General features: G+C 42.0%; 23 protein-coding genes. 4 read left to right on the top strand and 19 right to left on the bottom strand.

Annotation, left to right across the window (positions count from 1 at the left end; genetic code table 11):
* Positions 1–27 precede the first annotated feature (27 nt).
* Positions 28–879, top strand: a complete 852-nt coding sequence (gene fba, locus ACZ5C4_RS07035; protein WP_464520367.1) for a class II fructose-1,6-bisphosphate aldolase — start codon at positions 28–30, stop codon at positions 877–879.
* Between the two features lie 758 nt (positions 880–1,637).
* Positions 1,638–2,414 (top strand): Rpn family recombination-promoting nuclease/putative transposase, encoded by a 777-nt coding sequence (locus tag ACZ5C4_RS07030; protein ID WP_464520366.1) that lies wholly within the window; start codon positions 1,638–1,640, stop codon positions 2,412–2,414.
* Positions 2,415–2,829: 415 nt separating this feature from the next.
* On the opposite strand, the gene ACZ5C4_RS07025 is transcribed toward ACZ5C4_RS07030, so the two are convergent.
* The 8 genes from ACZ5C4_RS07025 to ACZ5C4_RS06990 all read right to left on the bottom strand — a co-directional run bounded on the left by ACZ5C4_RS07025 (position 2,830) and on the right by ACZ5C4_RS06990 (position 10,668).
* Entirely contained in the window at positions 2,830–4,917 is a 2,088-nt protein-coding gene (locus tag ACZ5C4_RS07025; RefSeq protein WP_464520365.1) for a heavy metal translocating P-type ATPase, read from the bottom strand.
* A 58-nt stretch (positions 4,918–4,975) separates the two neighbouring features.
* Positions 4,976–5,263, bottom strand: a complete 288-nt coding sequence (locus tag ACZ5C4_RS07020; RefSeq protein WP_186875062.1) for a DUF6110 family protein — start codon at positions 5,261–5,263, stop codon at positions 4,976–4,978.
* 312 nt (positions 5,264–5,575) lie between these two features.
* Positions 5,576–7,258, bottom strand: a complete 1,683-nt coding sequence (locus ACZ5C4_RS07015) for an amino acid ABC transporter ATP-binding/permease protein (protein WP_464520364.1) — start codon at positions 7,256–7,258, stop codon at positions 5,576–5,578.
* Positions 7,255–8,991 carry an ABC transporter ATP-binding protein/permease gene (locus ACZ5C4_RS07010; protein WP_464520363.1) on the bottom strand — a complete coding sequence of 579 codons (1,737 nt, stop codon included), beginning with the start codon at positions 8,989–8,991 and terminating at the stop codon, positions 7,255–7,257. The genes ACZ5C4_RS07015 and ACZ5C4_RS07010 overlap by 4 nt, the downstream gene beginning before the upstream one ends.
* Positions 8,992–9,000: 9 nt before the next feature.
* Positions 9,001–9,354 (bottom strand): nitrous oxide-stimulated promoter family protein, encoded by a 354-nt coding sequence (locus ACZ5C4_RS07005; protein ID WP_464520361.1) that lies wholly within the window; start codon positions 9,352–9,354, stop codon positions 9,001–9,003.
* 15 nt (positions 9,355–9,369) lie between these two features.
* Positions 9,370–9,771: a YbaN family protein gene (locus ACZ5C4_RS07000; protein ID WP_464520360.1), complete on the bottom strand. Its 402-nt coding sequence runs from the start codon at positions 9,769–9,771 to the stop codon at positions 9,370–9,372.
* Positions 9,772–9,856: 85 nt separating this feature from the next.
* Positions 9,857–10,276, bottom strand: a complete 420-nt coding sequence (locus ACZ5C4_RS06995) for a Fur family transcriptional regulator (RefSeq protein WP_464520359.1) — start codon at positions 10,274–10,276, stop codon at positions 9,857–9,859.
* 29 nt (positions 10,277–10,305) lie between these two features.
* Positions 10,306–10,668, bottom strand: coding sequence for a heavy-metal-associated domain-containing protein (locus ACZ5C4_RS06990; protein WP_464520358.1), 363 nt, complete (start codon positions 10,666–10,668; stop codon positions 10,306–10,308).
* 301 nt (positions 10,669–10,969) lie between these two features.
* On the opposite strand from ACZ5C4_RS06990, the gene ACZ5C4_RS06985 reads away from it, so the two are divergent.
* Positions 10,970–11,353 carry a metal-dependent transcriptional regulator gene (locus tag ACZ5C4_RS06985; protein ID WP_464522313.1) on the top strand — a complete coding sequence of 128 codons (384 nt, stop codon included), beginning with the start codon at positions 10,970–10,972 and terminating at the stop codon, positions 11,351–11,353.
* 154 nt (positions 11,354–11,507) lie between these two features.
* Here ACZ5C4_RS06985 and ACZ5C4_RS06980 read toward each other — a convergent pair whose 3' ends face one another.
* The 6 genes from ACZ5C4_RS06980 to rhaD form a co-directional block, all read right to left on the bottom strand.
* Complete coding sequence (locus ACZ5C4_RS06980) at positions 11,508–11,894, bottom strand: heavy-metal-associated domain-containing protein (protein ID WP_464520357.1); 387 nt, start codon at positions 11,892–11,894, stop codon at positions 11,508–11,510.
* Between the two features lie 75 nt (positions 11,895–11,969).
* Positions 11,970–13,973: a ferrous iron transporter B gene (gene feoB / locus ACZ5C4_RS06975; RefSeq protein WP_464520356.1), complete on the bottom strand. Its 2,004-nt coding sequence runs from the start codon at positions 13,971–13,973 to the stop codon at positions 11,970–11,972.
* 87 nt (positions 13,974–14,060) lie between these two features.
* Entirely contained in the window at positions 14,061–14,273 is a 213-nt protein-coding gene (locus ACZ5C4_RS06970; RefSeq protein WP_464522312.1) for a FeoA family protein, read from the bottom strand.
* 344 nt (positions 14,274–14,617) lie between these two features.
* Positions 14,618–15,985 carry an MATE family efflux transporter gene (locus tag ACZ5C4_RS06965; protein ID WP_464520355.1) on the bottom strand — a complete coding sequence of 456 codons (1,368 nt, stop codon included), beginning with the start codon at positions 15,983–15,985 and terminating at the stop codon, positions 14,618–14,620.
* A gap of 629 nt (positions 15,986–16,614) precedes the next feature.
* Positions 16,615–17,556, bottom strand: a complete 942-nt coding sequence (locus ACZ5C4_RS06960; RefSeq protein ID WP_464520354.1) for an L-lactate dehydrogenase — start codon at positions 17,554–17,556, stop codon at positions 16,615–16,617.
* A 299-nt stretch (positions 17,557–17,855) separates the two neighbouring features.
* On the bottom strand, positions 17,856–18,698 hold the full coding sequence (gene rhaD, locus ACZ5C4_RS06955) for a rhamnulose-1-phosphate aldolase (protein ID WP_186875076.1): 843 nt from the start codon (positions 18,696–18,698) through the stop codon (positions 17,856–17,858).
* A 701-nt stretch (positions 18,699–19,399) separates the two neighbouring features.
* Between rhaD and ACZ5C4_RS06950 the strand changes: the two genes are divergently transcribed.
* Entirely contained in the window at positions 19,400–19,813 is a 414-nt protein-coding gene (locus tag ACZ5C4_RS06950) for a hypothetical protein (RefSeq protein ID WP_464520353.1), read from the top strand.
* 312 nt (positions 19,814–20,125) lie between these two features.
* Here ACZ5C4_RS06950 and ACZ5C4_RS06945 read toward each other — a convergent pair whose 3' ends face one another.
* From ACZ5C4_RS06945 to ACZ5C4_RS06925, 5 genes are all read right to left on the bottom strand, one after another.
* Entirely contained in the window at positions 20,126–20,896 is a 771-nt protein-coding gene (locus tag ACZ5C4_RS06945) for an AIM24 family protein (RefSeq protein ID WP_464520352.1), read from the bottom strand.
* A gap of 121 nt (positions 20,897–21,017) precedes the next feature.
* Entirely contained in the window at positions 21,018–21,902 is an 885-nt protein-coding gene (gene sdaAA / locus ACZ5C4_RS06940; protein WP_464520351.1) for an L-serine ammonia-lyase, iron-sulfur-dependent, subunit alpha, read from the bottom strand.
* 9 nt (positions 21,903–21,911) lie between these two features.
* Positions 21,912–22,580: an L-serine ammonia-lyase, iron-sulfur-dependent subunit beta gene (gene sdaAB, locus ACZ5C4_RS06935; RefSeq protein WP_464520350.1), complete on the bottom strand. Its 669-nt coding sequence runs from the start codon at positions 22,578–22,580 to the stop codon at positions 21,912–21,914.
* Between the two features lie 181 nt (positions 22,581–22,761).
* On the bottom strand, positions 22,762–25,293 hold the full coding sequence (locus ACZ5C4_RS06930) for a heavy metal translocating P-type ATPase (protein ID WP_464520349.1): 2,532 nt from the start codon (positions 25,291–25,293) through the stop codon (positions 22,762–22,764).
* A 16-nt stretch (positions 25,294–25,309) separates the two neighbouring features.
* Positions 25,310–25,618, bottom strand: coding sequence for a metal-sensing transcriptional repressor (locus ACZ5C4_RS06925; RefSeq protein ID WP_464520348.1), 309 nt, complete (start codon positions 25,616–25,618; stop codon positions 25,310–25,312).
* Positions 25,619–25,732 lie beyond the last annotated feature (114 nt).

Genomic DNA, 25,732 nt, shown 5'->3' with positions numbered 1-25,732 from the left:
AATCTATAAAGAATCGAGGTTATTTCTATGTCATTAGTTACAACAAATGAAATGCTTAAGAAAGCACAGGAAGGACACTATGCAGTCGGCGCATTCAATGTAGAAAATATGGAAATGGTTATGTCAGTATTAAAGGCAGCAGAAGAAATGAACGCCCCGGTTATTATGCAGACAACTCCGTCCACAGTAAAATATGCTGGTCTTGATTACTATCTCGCAATGGTTCGTGCTGCTGCACAAAGAACCTCCGTTCCGGTTGCCATGCATCTCGATCACGGCAGTAGTTTTGAATTGGCCATGCAGGCACTTCGGACAGGTTATACTTCCATTATGATCGATGGTTCTCACGAATCCTTCGAGGACAATATCGCACTTACCCGCCGTGTGGCAGACGCCTGTGCACCGTCCGGAATCAGTGTAGAAGCAGAGCTTGGAAAGGTCGGCGGAAAAGAGGACGACCTTGTTGCCGCAGATGATTCTCCTTATACAGATCCACAGCAGGCAAAAGAGTTTGCAGAACGCACCGGAGTTACTTCTCTTGCTGTTGCAATCGGCACGGCTCACGGCTTGTATAAAGGAACTCCAAAGTTAGATTTTGATCGCCTTAGCGCTATCCGCGAAGTTGTCTCAATTCCATTGGTTCTTCATGGAGCTTCCGGCGTACCAGATGAAGCAGTACGCGAATCCATCACACGCGGAATCTGTAAAGTCAATTTTGCAACAGAACTGAGGATTGCTTTTAGCGACGGCGTAAAAAAATATCTCCATGAGAATCCAGATGCCTTCGATCCGAAAAAATATGGTAAAACAGGCATGGATAACGTAATCAATCTCGTAAAAGAAAAAATTGCCGTATGCGGTTCTGAAGGAAAAGCATAAATATAAATTTAAGTGACAAAAGGGACGTGTGAAAGAGATGCTTTGCATCGTTCGTCAGGGCTTCGCCGAAATTCCTCACTCACGCAAAGCATCTCTTTCACACTCACACTTTCGCCAGCTTAAGTTTATAATTCGTAACGGAAAAAATCGGCTTCACGCTGCTATGCATTTCCAATCAGAAGTAGTATAGATACTTCTAATTGGAGGGCTATAACAACGTGAAGCCGTTCTTTTTTTTATGAATTTCAGTTAGGGCGCCACCTTCCTATAGACGAAGGAAAAACTTCTGTTTACATGCAAGCATGACACAGAGTTTGCCTGTTCTTTTCGCACTGCTTGTTGCTGCGTTAAATTTATATTTATTTTTCTTGTAGTTTGTTTTCTGATGTGTTAAGGTAAGGGTATCTTTTCTAATATCTATCTATATTAGGGAAGGGGAAGTATCTTTATTTCTTATATAAGGAATCTATATTCTAAAAGTTTACATGTATCATTCTAGTTATGTTCATCTGATGGACAATCGGTTTTCCTGGTATTTAACTGCCAGGGCATTCTAAATTTTTACCCAATGAAACAAAGGAAACTGCTGTAACAGCATCTGTTTTATTACTTACGCTGCAGGTGAGGTATATATTTGTGTGTTTAACGTCTGCCTTGCAGAGAGCGCCATATCGTTTGCGGCAAATGCTGTGTAACTTAAGGGGAAAGTGTTGTAAACCGTAAGGCTTTTCCCTATAATAAAAGGGGGAAAAGTAAATATGGAACAAAAACCATTGAAGGATTTGAATCTGCTGGATCGTTTTTTATTCTCACAGGCTGCCGATGATCCGGATACAATGCGGGACATGCTGGAGATTATTCTAGGAAGGGAGGTTGTCTTAAAACTCCTGCCCCAGACAGAAAAGGAGCAGCGCACCCATCCCTTGAACCGGTATGTCTGTCTGGATGTCTGGGCAATGGATGAAGAGGAACGCATATACAACACAGAGGTGCAGAGAGAGGATACGGGGAATCTGCCAAAACGGAGCCGGTTTTATCAGGCGCTCATCGATTCCAACCTTTTAAAGCCAGGAGAAGTGGGATTCCAAAGGCTGAATCCCGTCTACATTATTCTTATCTGTCCCTTTGATTTGTTCGGCTATGGGTTATACCAATATACCTTCCAGATGCAGTGTAAGGAAGTACCTGGATTGTCATTACAGGACGGCGCTGTTCGAATATTTTTAAATACCCGCGGACAGCATACCGAAGGAGTATCACAAGAACTGATAGAACTGCTAAGGTATATGGAGCATACCACAGAGGAAGTAAGTGCCTCTTGTACCAGTGAAAGGATACATAATATCCAGAAACGGATCCACGCCATCAAATCCAGTGAAAAGATTGGAGTGAAATACATGCAGGCATGGGAAGAAAAGATATTAGAACAGGAGAAAGCACGTGAAGAGGGGCGCGAAGAAGGACGTAAGGAAGGTCTTGCTGTGGGATTGAGGGGCATACAGCAGGACTTTCAGAGGGACATACTTCCGGTTTAAGAGAAGGTTTAACACAAGGTGGTATGCAAAAGTTACAAGAATTAGTAGAAAAGAAAATACAAAAAGGATATGCAGCAGAAGAGATAGCAGAAATGCTGGAAGAAGATATAGAAACCATTCAAAAAATAATAGCAGAATTATAAATTTAACGAAGCAACGAGCAGTGCGAAAAGAACAGAAGCGTACGCCAAATTTTTCTGGTTGGAAACTCGTGGCAGCGTGAAGTCGATTTCTTTTTAATGAAATTTAACTAATAAAGCTGCCTTCCGAATGGCGGGGTGAAAATTTCTAACTGAAAGTGACAGCAAAAAACACTGTGTCAGATAAGCAGGGCATTGACAGGAACCACTCGAACGGATGAGGTAAAGCGGGTCCTGCCCTGTGTTCTGATACAGTGTTTTTTGCGTACCTTTTATTAAAGTTTTTCTTCTTCAATCAAATTTTTCATGCTTTTTAAGCTGATTGCCAATGTAGACATATTATGAAGCAATGCGGATGTAGTAGGCTGAATCAGCCCGCCCACACCTAAAAGTATCAGAGCCGCATTGATACCTATAATGCTATGATAGTTTGTATGAATCCGTTTCATCAGACTTCTGCTTAAATAACGAAGTGTCACAATCTCATGCAGATCGCTTGCCATAATAGTAATATCTGCTACTTCGCGGGCTATCTCTGCTCCATCGCTGATTGCAATTCCTACATTTGCAGCAGAAAGAGCCGGTGAATCATTGATGCCGTCTCCTATCATAATCACTTTACGTCCCGCTGCCTTCTCTTTCTCAATAAATCCAGCCTTCTCTTCCGGCAATACTTCGGAATAATATTCCTCAATCCCAACTTTTCGTGCGATTGCCGCTGCCGTACGCTCACTGTCACCTGTCATCATTACGACATTTTCAATGCCTGCCTCTCTTAGCTCTCTGACAATATCCGCCGCTTCTTCCCGCAGTGGATCCTCAATACAGATAACCGCTGCCAGTTCCTGATCTACAGCCAGATATAAATGCGAATACTCTTCTGGCAGCCCGTCAAATTTCTCCCTGTATTCTGGGCGCACCTGACATTTTTCATCATCAAATACAAAATGATAGCTTCCAATGATAACCTTCTTCTCTTCTATATAAGAAGAAATTCCATGTGCTACAATATAGTTTACCTTTGAATGCATTTCTTCATGATCCAGCCCCTTCTTCTTCGCCGCATCCACAACTGCCTTTGCCATAGAGTGTGGAAAATGTTCTTCCAGGCAAGCTGCGATTCGAAGCAGCTCATCTTCATTTCCCAGCCCGAAGGTAACAACCTCTTTCACAGTAGGCGTCGCTTTCGTAAGTGTGCCTGTCTTGTCAAATACAATCGTCTTCGCCTCTGCAACTGCTTCCAGGTATTTTCCTCCTTTTACAGTTATCTTGTGTTGTCCTGCCTCTCTTATGGCAGAAAGTACGGAAATTGGCATAGCCAGCTTTAATGCACATGAAAAATCGACCATTAAGACAGCAAGCGCCTTCATCGTATTGCGTGTCACAAGCCAGGCAAGCACAGTACCTACCAAGGTATACGGCACAAGCCTGTCTGCCAAATGCTCTGCCTTACTTTCGACGGAGGACTTCAGCTTCTCGGAATCTTCAATCATAGCGACAATTTTTTCGAAACGGGTCGCTCCCATAACCGCCTTTACTTTGATTTCCAGTTCCCCTTCCTCCAGTACTGTTCCTGCATATACATATTTGTCTTTCTGCTTTCTCACCGGCTGCGCTTCTCCTGTCAGGGACGCTTGGTTTACCATCGCTTCACCGGCTACCACCTCTCCGTCAAAAGGAATCACATTTCCCATATGCACAACAACTACGTCGCCCGGTTCAATTTCAGAAGCATCCACAAGCACTTCTTGTTCTTCTCTTTTCAGCCATACCTTCTTTACATCCAAAGACATACTGCGCGCCAAGTCACCCACTGACTTCTTATGCGTCCATTCCTCCAGAATCTCTCCAATTCCCAGAAGAAACATAACAGAACCAGCCGTCTTAACATCTCCCCGAAGAATAGAGACTCCAATTGCGGTCGCGTCCAGCACAGGAACTTCAATTTTTCCTTTTGCCAGGCACCGTACCCCTTTCCAGATATACTTTACAGACTTCAATGCAATATATGCTGCCCGCACTGGATATGGAAGAAATGCGTTTCTTCCATAGTGCAGAAGGGCTTTTAAAATCAGCTTTTCCTGATATTTTGCATTTAACTCTCTGCCGGAGCTTTCCAAAACATTTGCCGGAACCTGTATATCCTCATACCGAAATGTTTTCAGCGCCTGTATGATTTTTTGGCGATCCTCTGTATAAGAAACTGTCGCATCTGCTGTGCGCTCATATACTTTTGCTTCTGTAACATTAGACAGACCGTTAAGAAAATACAGCAATATATCTGCTTCCTCATAGGACATTCGCTCCTGTACAAAATGTATACGGAGACGTCCTTTTATTTCATGCTTAATAATAAATTTCACACTGTTACCTCCAAAGTGATTCCCCCGCAGGCAGCTGCGGGGGAATAATCCTTACATTCTATTCTTCTGTAGCTGTCTGCTCCTTGGCATCTTCTTCTACACAAGCGGCTTCCTTCGCCGCCCTCTCTTCGTTCATCTGCTGTGCCTCTGCAAGAATGTCCTCTGCATTTTCCTGTACAGTCGTCGCTGTTTTCATAATGCAGTCCTTTGCGCGAAGTGCGGCCGCTGTACAGCTCGTATAGACCTTCTTCGCATCCTTGCTTGACAAAAGCTTTACTCCTGCTGTCCCAAACAATACTCCACCTGCAAAAATACCTAACTTTTTCAATTTAAAAATATCCCACATAATTAAAACCTCCTATTAATATATGTAATTTTTCTGTGTCTGTGTATACCCCTGTTTATTTTCTATCGGGATATTATTTGTGCTTGTATCCTGTGTAGAATACCATGAGAAAGCAAAAGACTGACGCCCATGCCCAGAATCTGTGCTGCTTCATTTTCACCACTCCCTTTACACATTAAAACATTTGTGAAACATTCTTTACAGTGACCTATCATAGCAACTGACCTTCCGGCTAGTCAATTCTAACACTATTTTTCGATAAATTTTATCATTAATCTCCACATTTTTACATATCCTTTTTCTGTTTCTCACTTATGAAATCCTTCCATTATCCATCTCAAATACTCTGTCTGCCAGATTCATTGTAGATTTTCTGTGGGAAACTAAGAGGACGGTTTTATTCTTTCTTGCTTCCTCCAGAGATTTTAATATTACGCCTTCATTGAGAGAATCCAGATTACTCGTAGGCTCATCGAGCAGAAGGAAGGGCGCATTATGCAAAAATGCCCTGGCTATTCCGATTCTCTGCCTTTCCCCTCCAGAAAGTGTATCCCCTAACTCTCCGACTTCTGTGTCATACCCTTTTGGAAGCGTCATAATAAACTCATGGATAGAAGCCTTTTTCGCTGCTTCTATGATCTCTTTCCTTGATGCTCCTGGTTTTCCAATCTCAATATTATTGGCAATCGAATCATGGAAAAGATGTGTTTCCTGCGTCACATAGCTCTCTGTATCCCGAAGATACGTAGTAGGGATCTTTCTTACATCTCTTCCCGATATTTTAATCTCCCCTTTTTTGACATCCCAGAACCGCATCAGAAGCTTTAGCAAGGTAGATTTTCCTGAACCGCTTGCCCCATGAATTCCAATAATTTCCCCGGGCTTTACAGAGAAATTATAATCCTTTAGAATCCATTCGTCCTCATAGGCAAAATCTACATGCTCTGCTTTTGCTCCTGTAAAAGGTACTTTTACGCCCGCCTGCTTGTCTTTTTCATCTGGAACCTCCTCCACTTCTGGATTTTCCTCCAGAATAGAAAGTACACGCTCTCCGCTTGCCAACGTCTGGTTTAGATTATTGGACAAACTGGAAAGAGCCACAACCGGACCAAAAGACCCCATCATTGCCAGAGTACAAATCAAAACCCCGTCAAATTTCATACTTCCTGCATTATAAAGAAACAACGTCAGGAAAAACATCCCAAAGGAAAACAACAAAATCACCAAATTAGTAAAGGATCTCTGCGTCCCTTCCATTTTGCTTAATTTTTCCTGCATTTGCGCCAGTTTTAGCGATCTCCTGGTTATCTCCTCTTTTTGATTCTTTCCTTGTCCATACTGGAGCGTTTCATCCAGCCCACGCAGGGAATCCAAAACAAAGCTATTCAGTTTTCCAAATTCTGAACGAAATTCCATTCCTTTCTCTCCGCCCCGTCTTCCATTCCAAAACGGAATCAAGCCTCCTACAATAACATATGCAATAAATGCAAGTCCAGCGGCAATAAGACTTTGCCGTCCAATAAACAGAAGCATAACCAGGGAAGTCAAAACAGCGATCACAATTGGAGAGATCGTATGCGCATAAAACACTTCCAAAAGTTCTATATCCGTTGTAATTATTGAAATTAAGTTTCCTCTGTCTCTTCCTTCTAGTTTTGCCGGACAGAGCTTTCGAAGTGCAGCAAACACCTTATGGCGAATGATAGCGAGCAGTTTAAAAGCAATAAAATGGTTGCAGTACTGCTCCGCATAGTGAAGAAGTCCCCTTAAGATTGCGGCCGCCACCATCAGAATGAAAATATGCCTGACATTCTGCCCTGCATACACTCCTTCAAGCACTGCCTTTCCTGCCAGTATGGTGAGAAATATCGCACAGAGATAGCCTAAAGTCCCAAGGAGAACTGCCGCAATCATAATATGAAGAAGCGGTTTTACAAGCCCAATTAAGTCCAGCATGATTTTCATCCCGCTTCTTCTTTTTCTTTCCTTCTTCATGCCTGCACCTCCTTTTTATATTCCTCTAGTTTTCTCTGGTTTTCATAAAGTTTTGCAAAGATCCCCTGTTTTTCCATTAACTCCTGGAAAGTTCCACTCTCTACTATTTTTCCACCAGAAAGCATATAGATACGGTCTGATCCTGTCACATTATAAAGTCTGTGCGATATTAGAAGTACAGTCTTTGTCTTTGCCAGTTCATGGATCACATTCATAATCATGTCTTCACTTTCCGCATCGATGTTTGAGGTTGCTTCATCAAATATATAAACAGGGGTACCTTTTAGAAGCGCTCTGGCTATCGAAAGCCTCTGCCTTTGTCCACCGGAGAGATTTGCCGCCCGTTCCTGCAATGGCGTATCAAGCCCCTGTCTGGTATTTAAGAATTCTAAAAGATTCACCTTTCTTAAAGCTTCTTCCATTTCCTCCTTCGAAGCATCTGCTTTTGCCATTTTTAAATTCTCTGCCACAGTGCCTTTAAACAGATGGCTGTTATGGCGCACCAAAGTAACTCTGCTTAAAAGAGACGCTTCCTTCACAGAAGCCAATTCCTTTCCACCAATTTTTATTTTTCCTGCAAACCCTTTATTTTTTCCGGTAATAAGCCCTGCTATCGTACTCTTTCCACATCCAGATTCTCCTGCCAGTGATATAAAGGAACCTGCCGGAATTGTAAGTGTAATATCTTTGAGCAGGTCTGTTCCTTCCTCATAAGAAAAATAAACTTCTTCCAATTCTATTTCAAGCTCGTTATCCTCCAGCTCTTCTGTTCCTTCCGCCGGCTCCTCCATATCCAAAATCCGAAAAATTTTATCACTTGCCGCCATTCCATTCATAGCAATATGGAAGAAAGAGCCGAGAAGTCGCAGAGGAATAAAAAATTCGGAGGCTAAAAGAATGACGCACAGCGTTCCTGACAAGTCCAGCTTTCCATGGAGAAATTCCCATACTGCTGCAATCATTCCTACAGCTGCTCCTCCATATGCCACAATATCCATCACGCTTGTAGAGTTTAGCTGCATAGTAAGTACTTTCATTGTAATCTTGCGGAACCGCTGCGCCTCCACATCCATCTCTTCCGCTTTCCTTTTATCCGCCTGGTAGATTTTCAGTGTTGTCAGTCCCTGCAGGTTCTCAAGAAAACTATCTCCCAGCCCAGTATAGATTCCCCAATACTTATGCAGCAGTTTTTTGGCAAATTTCTGTACTGCTACAATAGAAACCGGAATCAAAGGCACACATACTAAAAGTACTGCACTACTTTTCAAACTGATAGGGGCTAATACTATAAACAGTGTAACCGGTGCCAAAAGACTGTAAAATAATTGTGGCAAATATTTTCCGAAATATGTTTCTAACTGTTCTACTCCCTCTGTGCTTACCTGCACGATTTCAGAGGTGGGCACCTTTTCTTTATAAGAAACACCCAGTTTCAAAAGCTTTTCATAGATTTTTTCCCGCAGAATCCGTTTTACATCTGCGCTTGCCTGATAGGAAGCCTTCGCCGCCATTTTCTCACATACAAACCGTATAACTATAACTACCGCCAAAATAAGCACTGCATTCCTGATATTCTCCGCCTTTATGCTCTCACGCAAAACGCGTTCTGCCATACTTGCAATCGTAAATACTGCGGCAATCTGGGAAAGCAGTGCAATCCACTGCCAGATGACATTATATATAATATACTTTTTCGCATGGGACAATAATCCCACCAGTCTTTTCTTAATCATATCCTTCTTTTACATTCCTTTTCTGCTGTTCTTTTTCTTCTCTGCCAAAGTCACCTTCACATGCTTCAAAGCCATTACCGGATGCACAAATAACATACGCGGCCCTGCATACCGCATAACTGCCTTTACTCTCTGCTGCATCTGTGGAGAATAGCAATGTACCTTGCATGCACTGCAGAAGGTTTTTGTCTCCATAAACGGGCACTTCTGCGTTCTTGTCACCGCATACTCACGAAGTGCCTGACAGTCCTCGCAAAGCTTCTCCTTTGTGCCATGGTTTCCTCTACAGTAGATTCGTATCATGCAGTCCAGCATTTCAATTTCCTGCTTGCGCTTTTTTTCAATCCTATTATTTTTGTCCATTTTTGCACCTGCCTGTTATTCTGCCATTTCCAACTTCTTTTCCTCTGTCTTAGCTGTACGAATTTTAAATGTAAAATAATAAATATGAAACAGGGCGACTAAAAAAATGATCCCCTTAACATACCATATCGGAACAACTAAAAAGCTGATTAAAAAAATCAGACATAGTGTACATAATGTCTTTCTTTTTGCATTCTTCGACATTTCCTTCTTGTGCACAGCCGGCTCCACATACTTTTTATACAGCCCTGTCTGTAAAAACCACGTATGAAACTTTTTAGAACCTTTTGCGAAACAAATCGTTGCCAACACTAAAAATGGAGTTGCCGGCAACACAGGAAGAGCAATTCCAACTGCCCCAAGTCCAACAAAGAAAAATCCCAATCCAATAAAAAATCCATTTACTATTTTTTTCATAGCCACCTCTTTTTTCTTTCTAATACCAATTGACTTTTACAGACGAAAAGCGCTTATCGGGAATACTCTCAGTAAGCGCTTTTTGTCAACATTTCAACTTTTCATTTTCAGAATGAACCTTGATAGATGTCACCTTCTGGTCTTTCACATATCCACACCGTTTCAGTCCCTCCTGAATCACCTTATTCAAACTGCCTGACGATAACTGAAAACTTGTTTCGTCATCCAATACGATCTTGCAGGCATGTTCAAAATTACAGTTTTCAGAACAATTCACTTTGTACATATTCTTTCTGCTGATTGCCCCGACCTCCTCAAGAGCATTTATCATCCGATAGACAGTCGCAACGCCGATACGTTCATCTATTTTAGACGCTTTATAATATATTTCCTTACAGCTGGAACACTCATTTTCCAGAATAATATCGATTAACATGAGACGCTGCTTTGTAATCCTGCATCCGTTTTCTTTCAGCTGTTCAATAACTTGTTCTTTCTTACTCATGGTAACCTCCGCCTCACTTGCAATAACCATTACGATATACTTATTACCTCAAATCCAGCACTCTCAACAGCACGTTTTAAATCCGTTTCACTTACTTCGCGGTCATAAGATACAACTGCACTGCCGTCACTTAAACTTACCTTTGCCGAAGCTCCTTCCACATGATTAATTGCTTTCGTTACACTGTTTACACAGTTCTCACAGTGCATGCCGGATATTTTTATCGTTTTTTTGCCTATCACAGGTCCGTCTAAAGTCTTTTTTTTCACTTTTTTCCTGGTACCGGAGCCTCCTCCGCAGCAGGAACTTTCTCCTTTAAAATGCTTAATCGAACCTCTAAGTGCAACCCCAAGCAAAACAATTACAATTATTACTACAATTATATCTGCCATTGCATTTCCTCTTATTCTTCTTTCTTACTTTTTGAAAAATAGTTACCGGTACGGAACAAACTGGGAATACAAAATTAAAATGATAATTTTTTTCAACTCCCAACAGTTAGTATATGCTAACAAGGATTAGTTGTCAAGGACTTCTTTATATTTTCAGTTTTTTATTTTATTACATTTGATGTTATAAATCAGATATGTTATACTGACTATTATATAAAGTGCCGTAGCGTAAAATACAGCTCGCGCTGCCGTTATATCAAACAGTATTTAAACTATAGAAAATCGAGGTGTATCTATGATGATGAATGTAAACGAATCTGCTGAAAATTATCTGGAAACCATTTTAGTATTGAGTAACGCACATCCTGTTGTTCGTTCCGTAGATATCGCGGCAGAGCTTGGATTTAAAAAGTCCAGCGTCAGCGTAGCTATGAAAAAACTTCGGGAAAATAACCATATTCTCGTATCTCCGGAGGGGTATATTACATTGACTGCCTCTGGAAAAGAGATTGCCGACCGCATTTACGAACGTCATACACTGCTTTCCTCCTGGCTTGAGCAGCTTGGAGTAGAGGCCAGCACTGCCGTTGCCGATGCCTGCCGGATTGAACACGTAATCAGCGTGGAAAGTTTCGAGGCAATCAAAAACCATATCAACCGAAACAAAACCAAAACACAAAATTAGTAAGAATGTGTTGTCTACAGAATTTTTTCAACTGAATAAAAGAACATGAGGGATAATTTCATTTCCTCAAAAATCCGGCAGGACTTTATGAATCGGGTCACTGCCGGATTTTTTCATAGATATAGAGGGAGCCAAGACAGATTAGATAAAAGCATTATCCTTTCTTTTCAGATATATCTATCACTTTATATCCTATTTTTTCTATCGCATTTTTCAGAACGCTGCTTTCAATTTTTCGATCATAGGAAACAACGGCAATTCCTTTGGATAAATTCACGTCCGACCGGACACCGTCAATCTGGTTTAACATTTTTGTCACGTTCACCGCGCAGTGTTCACAGTGCATCCCTTCTATTTTTATTGTCTTTTTACCGATTACCGGCCCCTCCAATTTCTTCTTCGGCAGCGTCTTACTACTTGGACAGTTTCCACCCGCCGGACAGCCGATACATTTTACCCCTTTTTTCTTTGCCTTTATTATATAGAATATTGCGCTTCCGACTATAACTACCAATACAAGCACTGAAATTATGTTTGCCATAAGCTCCTCCTTTTCTGTCTGGCGTAAAACAGCGGACAAAGTATAACACCCTGTCCGCTGCTACTATTATATTGTCTACGCTTTTGCTTTTAAGCTATACTCTGCCGCAAATTCTTTGTCGGACTTGCGTATTCTCCAAAGAATGATTAACGCGAATACAATGATTGCAATCAATCCTGGTATAAATGCAGTTCCAAGAGCTCCTGTTGTCACCAGTGTTCCGATCTGGTATACGAGGAATGCTACTGTATATCCGGTCGCCAGCTGAAGACAGATACCACCTAGCAGCCACTTTCCACTCTTCATCTCTGAGTTCATAGCTCCGAGAGCTGCGAAACACGGAGGTGTATAAAGATTGAACATCAGATACGCAAGAGCTGCTACTTTTGTAAGCTGCATAACCGCTGCCACTTCATTACCGCTACCAACCAAAGCCAACTCATCTGTATCAATCACATTTGTAATACCATAAACAACTGCCAAAGTACCAACTACGTTCTCTTTTGCAATAAATCCTGTAATTGCTGCCGCTGCAAGCTGCCATACGCCGAACCCAACCGGAATAAACAGTACGGCAAACGGATGTGCGATACTTGCAAGGATAGATGTATCCGCCGCATCTTCTGCAACAACCTGGAACTGCCAGTTGAATGTCTGCATAATCTGTACAACCGTGTTGCACACCAGAATAATAGTACCTGCTTTGATAATATATGCTTTACCACGCTCAAGCATGGATACACAAGCTCTCTTTAAACTTGGAATCTTGTATTCCGGAAGTTCGATAATAAAGAAAGATTTTCTGTATTTTTGTCCTGTGATTCTCTTTACAAGCAGAGCTCCGAAAAGAACCAGAAGGATACCTACCAGATACATGGTAGCAGACACCCACCACGCATTTGCGAAGAACGCGCCTGCGAACAATGCGATTACCGGAATCTTCGCTCCACATGGCATAAATGGTGTAAGCATCGCTGTTGTGCGGCGTTCTCTCTCGTTACGGATTGTACGGGAAGCCATAACGCCCGGGATAGCACATCCTGTACCGATTACCATTGGGATAACGGATTTACCGGAAAGTCCAACTCTCTTAAAGATAGGATCAAGTACAACCGTCGCACGTGCCATATACCCACAATCCTCCAGCAAAGCAATGAGGAAATACATTACCATTACCAGCGGGAGGAATCCAACTACTGCGCCCACGCCGCCAATGATACCATCCACAAGAAGTGCATACAACAACGGATTTGCGCTTTCCATCAATCCGCCAACCCAGCCTTGGAATGTTTCAATCCACCCAACGAGCCAGTCTGCGATCCAGGTTCCTACTGTAGTCTGTGATATGTAGAATACAAGGAAAATAACTCCAACAAAAATCAGAATACCTAAAATTTTATTGGTAATAACCGCATCTATTTTATCCTGCGCATTTTTATCCTTTGTCAGGACTTTTCTTTCTTCTACTTTTTTTACAATCCCATTAACGAAGTCGAAACGTTTTCTATCGGCAGCTTCTACCGCGTTCTTATCCGTCAGATCAACGTCGCCTTCATCATAAGGCGCTTTCTGCCCTTTGCCCTTTAAAGCAGCAGCTTGCTCTATGACTTCTTTGAGTCCCTCGTGGCCGGAAGAAGTAGAAATCGTCTTAATAACGGGGCATCCTAATTTTTCAGACAGCAGCTTTTCATCAATTTTTGTCTGTTTTTTCTCTGTAATGTCACTTTTATTCAGCGCTACTACAACCGGAACTCCAAGTTCTAAAAGCTGTGTCGTGAAAAACAAACTCCGGCTTAAATTTGTAGCATCCACGATATTAACGATTACGTCCGGATTTTCATGTCTTACATAGCTGCTGGTGATACTTTCTTCAGAAGTAAAAGGCGACATAGAATAAGCACCGGGCAAATCTACTGCAACCAGTTCCTCCCCTCCGCTATAGTACGCCTTTTTAATCATGCTTTCTTTTCTTTCCACCGTAACACCGGCCCAGTTTCCAACACGCTCATTTCTTCCTGTGAGTGCGTTGTACATGGTTGTCTTTCCACTGTTAGGGTTCCCTGCAAAAGCAACTCTCATATGAAAATTTCCTCCTTTATTTTGATTAGTATACACTAACCGTTTTGTAAAAAAAATAATGAACTAAATCATTATCTTGAGAATAATTTATATTGAAATAGCTTTCGCCAAATCAATATCAATATTATAGCGCCCGTCCTTAATAGAAACTACACAGCCGCCTTTTAAATGTGAAACCACTGTAATTGGTTCACCACTGTAACAACCCAGAGAAAACAAAAATGCTTTCAGCTCATCATCCTCTGTTACAATATCCTTTACAATATACTCTTTACCTTCTTTGGCGTCCAATAAATTCATATGGCGCTCCTTTCTATCTCGGCGCTTATACCCATCTGTAAATCTGGAACGCCGTATCTTCCCTTTGTAAGATTTCACCTGAACTTCTCTTTGCGAAACAGGATATCGTACATTTTCTTTCATTGTTTCATCGCTGTTTCATCAAATACTCTAACTGGTTCATTCAGATTTGTCAAGCTTTTATTTTAAGTTTCTACTCCATTTTTGATAATGTCCTTATACCACACACGATCATAATCGTAGTAGTTAGGCCTGAAAACCTGCCTCCCTAGAGAAAAAGCAAGCGGAACTCCCCCCTCAAAAAAATTCTGCTTGCCTTTTTATTTCCACCTGCATAGTTGATTTTATATACACGTTTCATCTATATAAATTGTTTCTGCCACAGAAGCTTTCCCTTCTCCCTGCCTAGTGCAGCGCACCATCCATATCACAACAAATATGGCTACAATCAATTCCGTAATAGGCATGGCAAACCAAAGCGCCTCTTCCCCTGCCACAGCCGGCAAAAGATAGATAAAGAATCCGCTGATCACCATTCCTCTCGCAACCGAGACAAGAAAGGAGATTTTCGGTTTCATTACAGACTGAAAATAATACGTAGAAAAAATATTCAAGGGAAGCAGTAAAAATGAAATTCCATAAGCCCGAATAATCGAAGGCGCGATCTGAAGCACATTTTCTGTCGGCTCCATAAAAATTTGTACAAACATATTGGGCACTGCCAGGGATAAGCCTGTCCATATTATACTGAAAAATCCGGCTGAAAGCAGCGCATATCGCAATGTCTGCCGAATCCTGTCCCATTTTCCTGCGCCGAAATTTACGGAAATAATTGGCTGTGCTGCCTGTCCTACACTATATGCACAGCACTGTACAAATGTACTGATATTTACAATAATCCCATATACTGCCAGCGCGTCTGTGCCTGCATATTTCATAATCTGCCTATTAAACAGCATCGTCAGTATCCCCATCGCCACATCTATAAAAAATGTCGCAAACCCATTTACAGAAATCTGTCGCAGTTTATAAATCAGACGTTTCGGTCTTACCAGCCGCAATGTATTCGTCCTGGCAAAGAAATGTGTCAGCATGATGAAAAAAGAAATCGCTGCTCCGATAGCAGTTGCAAGGCCTGCCCCAAATATTCCCATATCCAGCACAAATACAAAACAGTAGTCTCCGAAAACATTAAATATACCGCCGCTTAAAACAGCTTTTGTAGCCAGTCCCGGCGCATTATCATTTCTTAAAAATGCAGCGAGCATCTGGTTAAACAGGAAAAACGGCACAGCAAATTTTACTGGAAGTAAGTACCGTTCTGCCAGAGGAAGTAATGTCTCTTCCGCCCCAAAAATCGTCAACATCTGTCTGTCAAAGACAGCTACTGCAATCCAGCTTACCACCGCAAGAATACATGCTCCAATAAGAGCTGCCGTAAAATATTCGTTGTCTTCTGTTCCCCCTTTTTGTTTTCCCCTGACAGCACCAAACAAGACAGAACCACCTATCCCCATAAGCAATCCAAGGCTATATATAATATTCCACACTGGTGCAACGACCGCCAAGGCGGCAGTGCCGTCCGGCCCCTGGTATTGTCCCACCATTGCCATATCCACAACTCCGTAAATAGAAGTAATTAAAGCGCTTCCAAATGCGGCAGATAAATATTTAAAGTAAAGTTTTTTCACATTTTCCTTTAAAAATTCCATTGTATGCTCCCTTCTCTGTCTTTTAATATAAACAAAAATGTGCTTTGTACATCTTTTGTACCGAAACACGGCTGTGTCAGCAGCCATTTTCCATTTTACGCGCCGCCGCAATACCGCAAAGCGGTAAAATTTCCTTATTGCGGCGTGCGCATCCCACCCGGAGGGCTTTTTGTATAATAGGAAATTTATCGAAATTTCCTATTATGATTCGGGTGTCAAAAGGTAACTTATTTAAATTCTCTTGTCACTTTTCACAAAAAGTAACTTTTCAGACTCCGGTGCGCGGAGCATTCCGCTGAACCTCTTAATACGAAAATCACGTCAGCAAAGGCTTCCGTGATTTTTGAGTTTCATCTCCATCGCGCATAAAGTCGTCTGGCAAGTTATCCTTTTGTGAAAAGTGCCGGAAGCATTTGCAAAAGTTACCTTTTGACACCCTAATCCTATTATACAAAAAAAGCCAGATAAACTAACAGACATTTCAGCCTGTCACCTTATCCAGCTTGCCATTTCCTGTGAATGGCTCACCCTCCGAGTGAACACCTGTACTATATCAGATATTTCTTTAATTGTAAAGACCCTTTTTCTCTGGAAATTCCCTTTTTTAATATCGCATGCTATACTTTTATCTACCGAATATTCTCTAATACTGCTTTTAGTTCTCCGGCAGATTTTTTCAGCTTCTCATTTTCTTCTTCACTAAACGCAATCTCCAGCACCTGCTCTGCTCCTTCATTTCCGACAATTGCCGGAATACTTAAGCATAATCCAGAGAGACCGTATTCTCCATTCAGCAAAACGGACACCGGCGCTACAGTATGGCTGTCGCGTACAATTGATTCGGCAATCCTCGCAGCCGCCATTCCGATTCCATAGTAAGTCGCTCCTTTGCGCTCGATAATCTCATAAGCACTGTCCCTCACTGCATGATAGATCTCATCCATCTCCTTTGTAAAGCTTTTGTATCCTTTCATCCTGGCAAATTCTTGAAGTGGAATCCCATATATGTTTGCACAGCTCCAGGCAGCTAGCTCACTGTCTCCATGCTCCCCGATAATAAAAGCATGTACATTCCGGCTGTCTACTTTCAGTTTCTCACTCAAAATATATTTCAGCCTTGCTGTATCCAAAACAGTTCCTGATCCGATTACCCGAGACGGCGGGAATCCCGATTCCTTCAAAGCTACGTATGTCAGAATATCCACCGGATTAGAGACAACCAACAGAATTCCTTCACATTTGACTCTTTTTATCTCTCCAATCACAGATTTCATAATCTTTGCATTTTTCTGTACTAAATCCAGCCTGCTTTCTCCAGGCTTCTGATTTGCCCCTGCTGTAATAATAATGACAGCTGCATCCCGAATGTCTTCATATCCTCCTGCATAAATATCCATTGCATGTGCAAACGGAAGCCCATGGCTGATGTCCATTGCCTCCCCTTCTGCCTTTTTTTGATTCGCATCCAGCAGAACAATCTCCGAAAAAGTTCCTTTCTGCATTAAAGCATATGCAATAGAAGAACCTACAAATCCGCACCCTATTACTGCTGCCTTTTGTATATTAATCATCTTGGCCTCCTCCTTTCTCTGATAATTCCTATTATTTTACTAGGAATTATTTATATTTCTATTATACAGTATTTTCCGCAGATTACAAGCATTTATACATAAAAAGAATGTGCTTTGCACATTCTCACGCCGAAGCGCGGCTGTGTCAGCAGCCATTTTCCACTTGCGCGCAGTATGCATCTACCTGGAGGGTTTTATTGTATAGGGAACAAAGTTTCCTATACAATAAAAAGACACAGATGCATTCCTTTCTCCCAGCATCTGTGTCCGACAGTTTTTCTATTTCTTAATTCATTTTTCTAAATAGACAGGCTTCTCTTATCATACAGGAAACGTTCAGAAAGCTCTACATTGAATCCCTTCGCCAAAGCTCTGAAATCATCCGGCTCAATCGTCTGTCTTTTCTGTGGTACCATAGACATTACTTTGATCAGTATTTCCGCAGACTTTTCAATGGTATGCATGAGTCCAAAGGTCAGATCAAAGTCTTCTCCTGAACAGAACATACCATGATGCGCCCATATAACTGCATTATACTGCTCCATCAGTTTACTTGTCGCCACTGCAATGTCACGGCCTCCTGGCACCATCCAGCCTACGACGCCGACACCTTCCGGAAATACAACCGGACATTCTGTCGCCATCTCCCAAAGCTCTCTGGTAAATACTTCATCATTAAGTGGAAGGACAAATGTCAATGCAATCGTGTTTGTCGTATGTGCATGATAAATTACTCTGTGTTTTCCACCTGTAAGTTTTTTCTTTATTTCATGGTTCATCAAATGTGTTGGCAGCTCACTCGTCGGATTTCCTCCCTCTGCAAGTCCCCAACGGATACGATAATTATTTCCACTTCCATCTACTTCAATAATCGCCAGACATGCCTCTGGATCCACAATAATATTCCGAAAATATTTTCCACTTCCTGTTACGAGAAAATGTTCCCCTGCAAGTCCCGGTACAGAAGTACCAATTGGCTGCCAGGATGCAGTTTCCGAAAGGCGCTGGCGGATTGCATCTACTTCACCCTTTTTCAGGCGATAAGACAAATTGCCACCGTTTCTTTCATGCCAGCCCTGCTGATATCCATCTTCTGCCATTTTGACAAAATCCTGGAGAAATTTACACTCTAAGACTTTCATACTTTACCTCCTATGTTTTCTTTGAATCCCACTGTTTCCATTACTTTTCACCAAATGCCACACAAATTTATGTGGTTTTTATTAGTTTTCTTTTTTATTATCTGTGGTTTTCCGTTGTTTTAATTGTACCACATTTTTTGTGAAATGCAATACATAATCATATAGAAACTATAGTTTTAGTAACAGTTCGGCCATACAGTGTGCGAGAAGCATAAAACATGCTTGCATGTTTTTGCGAGCGTACATCTGTATGAGCTTAAGCGCCCATCAATGAGTAAAACGGTGGCGGTAGCCACGATAAGCACGCAGTGCGATTTTACGAATGGCGCGGGCGGAACTGTTACTAGTTTTATAAAAAAGAACCCTCAATTTTCGACATTTTTCTTTTCTCTTTTGTAAATAACTGTTATGATAAATATATAGCGTCGGTGTACAAGGGGCAATACGGTCGATGAAGGACAAATTTAAGCCGCTTTGTCGTTACTTTCACTCCGCGTACGTCTCTGTACGCGTCGTTCAAGTGCCTAAAAGAGGCTTAAATTTGTCTCTTCACGACTCGCAGACCTTAACCGCAGAAATTTCGGCGATTTGAGGCGTGTTGCCCCTTGTACACTGACGCTAGGGTTTAAATAGAAGAAGGGTTTTTATATATAGTAGTTTTTCACACCTAAATCCTTATAGAAATGCCAGGAGGTACAAAAATGGAACAAGAAAACAGAGCCAATGAAATGACATCTCAAAGTCCAGAAGTAAAACCGCAGATAACAGAAGATATAAATATGCAAAAAGAGAGCGAAGCTGCCAGCTCTCCCGAGCAAGCTTCCCACGACACATCCGGTAAGGACATACAAGAGCCCAGAGTAAATCCAGAAGTCTACGAGGCAGTTTACAAGGAGATTCTGGAAAATCTTCATGCTTTTACACCTTCTGATCAGGTGGCATGCAGAATTACAGAAGAGCATATCACCTCCTATTTGGAAAATAACCATGAAGAGCGCGTTCTTCAATACAAGGAACGTCGTGAGAAACGCTTTTTTTCTACACTGGAGCTAATCGCAGTTCTTGCTTCTATTGTTCTGATTGTATGGGCGCTTCAAGATAATTCGCTATTTTAGTCACCCTGCTCTATATCATAGCAGGGCTTGGCGCCTTATTTATATGGAAATCTCCGGATAAACTGGGATTTTCTTCAAAAACAAAATCTAAAAAAGAGGTGGATGATGAATAAAGACTGCTGCGGCTTAAACAGGCTTCATTCAGCTTGTTTGAGCTGCAGCAGTCTCTTTTTATTGTATAGGAAACTTCGTTCCCTATACAATATGCACACTGCGCGCAAGTGGAAAATGGCTGCTGACACAGGCGCGCTTCGGCGCGAGAATGTGCAAAGCACATTCTTTTTTACTTTTTAAACTTTTAGTAATTCTTAATCAGACTGGTTTGTCCAGAACCGGTGTCATCAACACTTTCCCCGTTCCTCTGTACACATTTACAAGACCTTCTCCGGAAGCAGCCGATCCAATGAGTGTTTTTCCAGAACGTTCTACTGTAAAATTCAGGCTTCCACTCCAGGCAATCGCCATATTCCCATCAATCTTCAATGTATCATTATTAAGTGTAATCTCAATGAGTTCTTCTTTCGGACAAGGCGCCTCCAGGCACACAATCCCATTCCCCATAACTCCCAGATTAAAAAGCCCCTCACCGCCAGCCACTGCTGATGACAGATTAGAACGCATTACTGCTTTGTGCTGAAGTCCCGCATCACATGCCAGGAATAATCCATCATCCAGCACCACAGAACCATTCCACTCTCCTACATCCAACAGAATGATATATTTATATGTAGGCTCTAACACTAGTGTCCCTGTGCCTGTATATTCCGGCTTAATTGCTGATTCTCCGGTTGCTTTTCCCCGCACTGCTTTGCCTAAGAAATCTCCCACTCCTTTGATTCCCGTCGTAGCATTGATATCTCCTGCCATCCACTGCATAGCTCCTGCCTGCAATACAACAGACGACTGATTCAACACACATACCACTTGTCTCTTCCGGATATTCATGGCATTGCAGTAATACGCTACTATCGCTGATTCTGGCGTAACGCTTAAGTCTCTTTGATATTCAATAACAGAAAAGCTTCCTTTTGAATCCAGCACTTTGATGTCATCATTATTAAACAGATTCGAAATATGATACATAATTTTCCCCTTTCTTTTTGCAAACTGTCGCTATATCTATTCTATCATTAAAAAAGAGAGAAATCACTAACTCATTTTATAATATCAAAGCATATTCATCAAATATATTTTCTTTCCCAGTTCATGGAGCCTTTGTTTTACAGGTAGTACATTTCAAGGAGCATCCTGTGGGTGTGCCCGCACATCCACCCAAAGCAGTTTCCTTTAATTCCATCGGCATATTCTTTCCTACCCGATACATTGCTTTTGCCATCTCATCAAAAGGAATTTGAAATGTTATACCACTTAAAGCAGTCTGCGCACAGGCAATCGCATTTAAGGCACCTAAAGAGTTCCTGCTTTGGCAGGGAATCTCTACCAATCCTGCCACTGGATCACAGACTAATCCGAGCATATTGGCAAGTGCCATTCCTGCAGCATTTAAACACATCTGTGGCGTTCCTCCTGTTATCTCTGTCACTGCAGCTGCTGCCATCGCAGAAGCAGAGCCAATCTCTGCCTGACATCCTGCCTCTGCCCCAGAGACGGACGCATTTCTCATCAGAAGATACCCGATCGCAGCCGCGCAATATAGTCCGCGATATACTTCTTCATCTGTTAAATTTTTTTCTTCTTGTAACGCCAGTAGTACCCCCGGGACTACCCCAGATGACCCTGCCGTCGGCGCAGCGACAATCAGCCCCATAGAAGCATTAACCTCCAGCACAGCCATACTATAGGTGATTACACGGTTCATAAAGGAATCACAGACACTGCCTGTACTTTTCCCGAATGTGGCAATCTTCTGCGCCTCTCCTCCTATTAACCCGCTGATTGATTTTTCTGGATGTATCAGTGGTGTTTTTATCGACGCTTTCATAATATCCAGTACTTTGTGCATCTTGACTTCTATTTCTGCTTCTGTTATTTCTCCGTTATCTATTTCACGCTGCTTCATAATCGCAGAGATGACTGTCTTTTCTTTTTCACACAAATTTAATAATTCTGCTCCTGATTTAAAATCCATAACTGCCTCCTACAACTGAACCAGTAAAATTTCCTGTACGGCCGGATTCTGCTTAATCTCTTCTAGTATTGCTTCCGGTATCTTTTCGTCTGATTCTATCACTGTATATGCGAATTCCCCTTTATTTTCACGAAATAGTCTCATAAATGCTATGTTCACATTTTGACCTGCAAGGCTTTGGCTGATATGGGCTGCTACTCCCGGCTTATCAGATTGCTTTACAATCAAGGTACTGTACTCTCCAGTAAACTCTACATGGATTCCATTGATGCGTGTAATTTTTATTTTTCCGCCGCCGACGGACTCTCCCCTTATACACATCCTCTTCCCTTTATATCCCTCTAATTCAATGTCCACCGTATTAGGATGATCCGGTACTGTCTCCGTATCCAGAATATATTCATAGGAAATACCTTGTTCTTTTGCATGCTGGAACGATTTACGAATACGTATATCATCTGTTTCAAATCCAAGAATCCCCCCAAGCAGAGCTTTATCTGTTCCATGTCCCTGACAGGTTCTGGCAAAAGAACCATACAAAATAAACTTCACATTTCTTATACGATCCTGGAACATCTTCCATGCCATCCGTCCAATTGATGCGGCACCTGCTGTGTGCGAACTGGACGGGCCTATCATATTAGGCCCTAATACATCAAATATACTTAAAAATTCCATATTTGACTTCGCCTCCCATACTTTGTTACAATACAAAAACCCGTTTTATCTATATAGTACCCCATATTGGTAAATACTACTATATAAAACGGGTTTTTTCTTAAGATAATAGTAACAGTTCAGCCCACGCCATTCGTAAAACCACACTGCGTGCTTATCGTGGCTGCCGCCACCGTTTTACTCAGTCAATTCCAACCACTGTATAATCCTGTTCTTCCACTGTCTTTTTCAGTACATCATCAGATACCTCTGCATTTAATACAACAACTGCTGTGCCGTCCTTATGGCTTACTGCCGCCTCATCCACCTGTGGAAGCGCCTCTAAGCATTTCTTTACTCTCGCCTCACAGTGCTCACACATCATTCCTTCGATTTTCATTGTTTTTTTCATTGTTGTCTCCTCCTGTTTTTCATTCATTTTATTTTGTTTTATTTTTTTATCCCTAGCTGCATCATACATTTTAAACCAATTCAGACGCAGTGCATTTGTCACAACACAAAAGCTGGATAAGCTCATAGCTGCTGCTCCAAACATTGGATTCAACTGCCATCCAAAAATCGGAATCCAGATTCCCGCAGCCAGTGGAATTCCTATTATATTATAAATAAACGCCCAGAAAAGATTCTCATGGATATTCCTAAGAGTCGCACGGCTTAAACGAATTGCCGCCGGTACATCACTTAATCTGCTTTTCATCAGAACTACATCCGCTGCATCAATGGCAATATCCGTCCCCGCACCAATAGCAATTCCCATGTCTGCTCTGGTAAGTGCCGGTGCATCGTTTATTCCATCTCCCACCATGGCAACCTTCCCTTTTTTCTTCAGCTTGCGGATAATACTTTCCTTTCCATCTGGTAATACGCCTGCAATCACTTCATCTACTCCAGCCTGACGTCCAATTGCCTTAGCGGTACGCTCATTGTCTCCGGTCAGCATAACAACATGAATTCCCATATTCTGCAGCTCTTTTACTGCCTGTGGGCTATCCTCTTTTATTACGTCTGCTACTGCAATAATCCCCATCAGCTTTCCATCCCTGCTGAAGAACAAAGGTGTCTTTCCATCCTCTGCAAGCAGCTCTGCTTTCTTTTGTATTTCGTCGGAAATAATAGCTCTTTCTCTGATAAATTTCAAATTTCCGCCCTCCAGCAAGCTTCCATTTAGTCTTCCAGAAAGCCCGTTTCCTGGAACAGCATGGAAATCCTGTGTCTCTCCTGCAGGAGCAATACCTTTTTTCTGTGCCTGCGCCAATACTGCATGAGCCAGGGGATGCTCGCTTTTTTTCTCCAATGCATAGGCAAAAGACAACAGCTCTTCCTCAGTCATTTGATCTGCCAGAATTATATCTGTCACACGAGGTTCCCCGCTTGTGATGGTTCCAGTCTTATCTAATGCAACAATCTGCATCTTTCCTGTTTCCTCCAGGGATACTGCCGTCTTAAACATAATTCCATTCTTCGCGCCCATACCATTTCCAACCATAATCGCAACAGGCGTGGCCAATCCCAATGCACAGGGACAACTGATTACCAAAACAGAAATTCCTCTTGCCAAAGCAAATCCAACAGTCTGCCCGAGCAGAAGCCATACAATGATCGTCACTACAGCAATAGAAATTACCGCCGGCACAAAAACACCTGACACTTTATCTGCAACTTTTGCAATCGGCGCCTTTGTAGCTGCCGCATCACTTACCATCTGTATAATCTGGGACAAGGTAGTATCTTCCCCTACCCTTAAAGCCTCGCACCGGATAAATCCGGAATTGTTCAGCGTCGCCGCAGATACCTGATCTCCCGGTTTCTTATCAACTGGAATGCTTTCTCCAGTAAGGGCAGACTCATTGACTGCACTGTTTCCATCCAGTACAATTCCATCCACCGGTATGTTTTCACCAGGGCGCACTACAAAAACGTCTCCCTTTTTCACCTGTTCAATTGACACTTCTACTTCCATATCTTCTCTCAGTACAGTAGCTGTTTTTGGCGCCAGTTTCATTAAGCTCTTTAAAGCATCCGTTGTCCTTCCTTTTGAACGTGCCTCCAGCATTTTTCCAACAGTAATAAGCGTCAAAATCATTGCTGCTGACTCAAAATAAAACTCGTGCATATATGCCATTACACCTGCCATATCTCCACGCATCTGTGCGTCTGTCATAGCAAACAGCGCATAAATACTGTACCCATAAGAAGCCGTCGCTCCTAATGCCACCAAGGTATCCATATTCGGCGCTCTGTGCCATAAGCTTTTAAAGCCGCTGATGAAAAACTTCTGGTTAATCACCATGACAATCGATGTAAAAAGAAGCTGTATTAACCCCATTGCAACATGATTGCCGTTTAAAGCCGCTGGAACTGGCCAGTTCCACATCATATGCCCCATAGAAAAATACATCAAAGGAATGAGGAAACACAGCGAAGCAATCAGTCTTCTCTTTAATAACGGTGTTTCTCTGTCTTTCAGAGAATCTTCCTGCGTTGCCGCCAAAACAGCACTGCTTTTCTTCTCTTTTCCTTTTTCTGCCGCCCCATATCCAGCCTCTTCCACCGCTGATATAATGGCCGCCGCCTCTGCATCCCCTTCTACTCCCATTGAATTTGTCAACAGGCTCACTGAACAGGATGTCACTCCCGGGACTTTGGAAACTGCCTTTTCCACACGTGCACTGCAGGCGGCACAGCTCATTCCCGTCACCGTATATTGTTTCATTGTTTCTCCTCCTCGCTTACCGCATCAATTTCTGTAAAGTCGTAACTAGTTCATCAATTGTCTCTTCTTTACCTTCCCGTATATCCTCTGCCACGCAAGTTCTAATATGGTTGGAAAGAAGTACCTTATTGAAACTGTTTAACGCAGCATTCACCGCAGATACCTGGATCAAAACATCTGTACAGTATGCATTATTTTCTACCATTTTCTTTATTCCCCGTACCTGCCCTTCGATCCGACTTAAGCGGTTTATTAAATCCCTGCTCTCTTTTTCTGAGCGTTCTTTTGTTTTATGTGTGCAACAACATTCTTTTGTTTCTTTCATTTTCTTCACCTCTGTTTCAGATTATATACCCTTAAGGGGTATATTTCAAGTTTATTTTTTATTTTGAGATTTTTTCTCATAATTTATTTTTTATAATATAGGATTAGAGTGTCA

This window comes from Mediterraneibacter flintii (assembly GCF_055387595.1).
Note: the sequence above shows the minus strand (reverse complement) of the source record. Positions and strands in the feature narration are given on the sequence as shown.

Coding starts and splice junctions, on each gene's coding strand:
- ACZ5C4_RS06985 (WP_464522313.1), top strand. CDS start 10,970: ATGAATGTAAACGAATCTGCTGAAAATTATCTGGAAACCATTTTAGTA.
- ACZ5C4_RS06960 (WP_464520354.1), bottom strand. CDS start 17,556: ATGATTAATATACAAAAGGCAGCAGTAATAGGGTGCGGATTTGTAGGT.
- ACZ5C4_RS06950 (WP_464520353.1), top strand. CDS start 19,400: ATGGAACAAGAAAACAGAGCCAATGAAATGACATCTCAAAGTCCAGAA.
- feoB (WP_464520356.1), bottom strand. CDS start 13,973: ATGAGAGTTGCTTTTGCAGGGAACCCTAACAGTGGAAAGACAACCATG.
- rhaD (WP_186875076.1), bottom strand. CDS start 18,698: ATGAAAGTCTTAGAGTGTAAATTTCTCCAGGATTTTGTCAAAATGGCA.
- sdaAA (WP_464520351.1), bottom strand. CDS start 21,902: ATGGATTTTAAATCAGGAGCAGAATTATTAAATTTGTGTGAAAAAGAA.
- ACZ5C4_RS07015 (WP_464520364.1), bottom strand. CDS start 7,258: ATGAAGAAGGAAAGAAAAAGAAGAAGCGGGATGAAAATCATGCTGGAC.
- ACZ5C4_RS06965 (WP_464520355.1), bottom strand. CDS start 15,985: ATGGAATTTTTAAAGGAAAATGTGAAAAAACTTTACTTTAAATATTTA.
- ACZ5C4_RS07020 (WP_186875062.1), bottom strand. CDS start 5,263: ATGTGGGATATTTTTAAATTGAAAAAGTTAGGTATTTTTGCAGGTGGA.
- ACZ5C4_RS06945 (WP_464520352.1), bottom strand. CDS start 20,896: ATGTATCATATTTCGAATCTGTTTAATAATGATGACATCAAAGTGCTG.
- ACZ5C4_RS07005 (WP_464520361.1), bottom strand. CDS start 9,354: ATGGACAAAAATAATAGGATTGAAAAAAAGCGCAAGCAGGAAATTGAA.
- ACZ5C4_RS07030 (WP_464520366.1), top strand. CDS start 1,638: ATGGAACAAAAACCATTGAAGGATTTGAATCTGCTGGATCGTTTTTTA.
- ACZ5C4_RS06990 (WP_464520358.1), bottom strand. CDS start 10,668: ATGGCAGATATAATTGTAGTAATAATTGTAATTGTTTTGCTTGGGGTT.
- ACZ5C4_RS07000 (WP_464520360.1), bottom strand. CDS start 9,771: ATGAAAAAAATAGTAAATGGATTTTTTATTGGATTGGGATTTTTCTTT.
- ACZ5C4_RS06980 (WP_464520357.1), bottom strand. CDS start 11,894: ATGGCAAACATAATTTCAGTGCTTGTATTGGTAGTTATAGTCGGAAGC.
- ACZ5C4_RS06970 (WP_464522312.1), bottom strand. CDS start 14,273: ATGAATTTATTGGACGCCAAAGAAGGTAAAGAGTATATTGTAAAGGAT.
- sdaAB (WP_464520350.1), bottom strand. CDS start 22,580: ATGGAATTTTTAAGTATATTTGATGTATTAGGGCCTAATATGATAGGC.
- ACZ5C4_RS06995 (WP_464520359.1), bottom strand. CDS start 10,276: ATGAGTAAGAAAGAACAAGTTATTGAACAGCTGAAAGAAAACGGATGC.
- ACZ5C4_RS07010 (WP_464520363.1), bottom strand. CDS start 8,991: ATGATTAAGAAAAGACTGGTGGGATTATTGTCCCATGCGAAAAAGTAT.
- ACZ5C4_RS06930 (WP_464520349.1), bottom strand. CDS start 25,293: ATGAAACAATATACGGTGACGGGAATGAGCTGTGCCGCCTGCAGTGCA.
- ACZ5C4_RS06925 (WP_464520348.1), bottom strand. CDS start 25,618: ATGAAAGAAACAAAAGAATGTTGTTGCACACATAAAACAAAAGAACGC.
- fba (WP_464520367.1), top strand. CDS start 28: ATGTCATTAGTTACAACAAATGAAATGCTTAAGAAAGCACAGGAAGGA.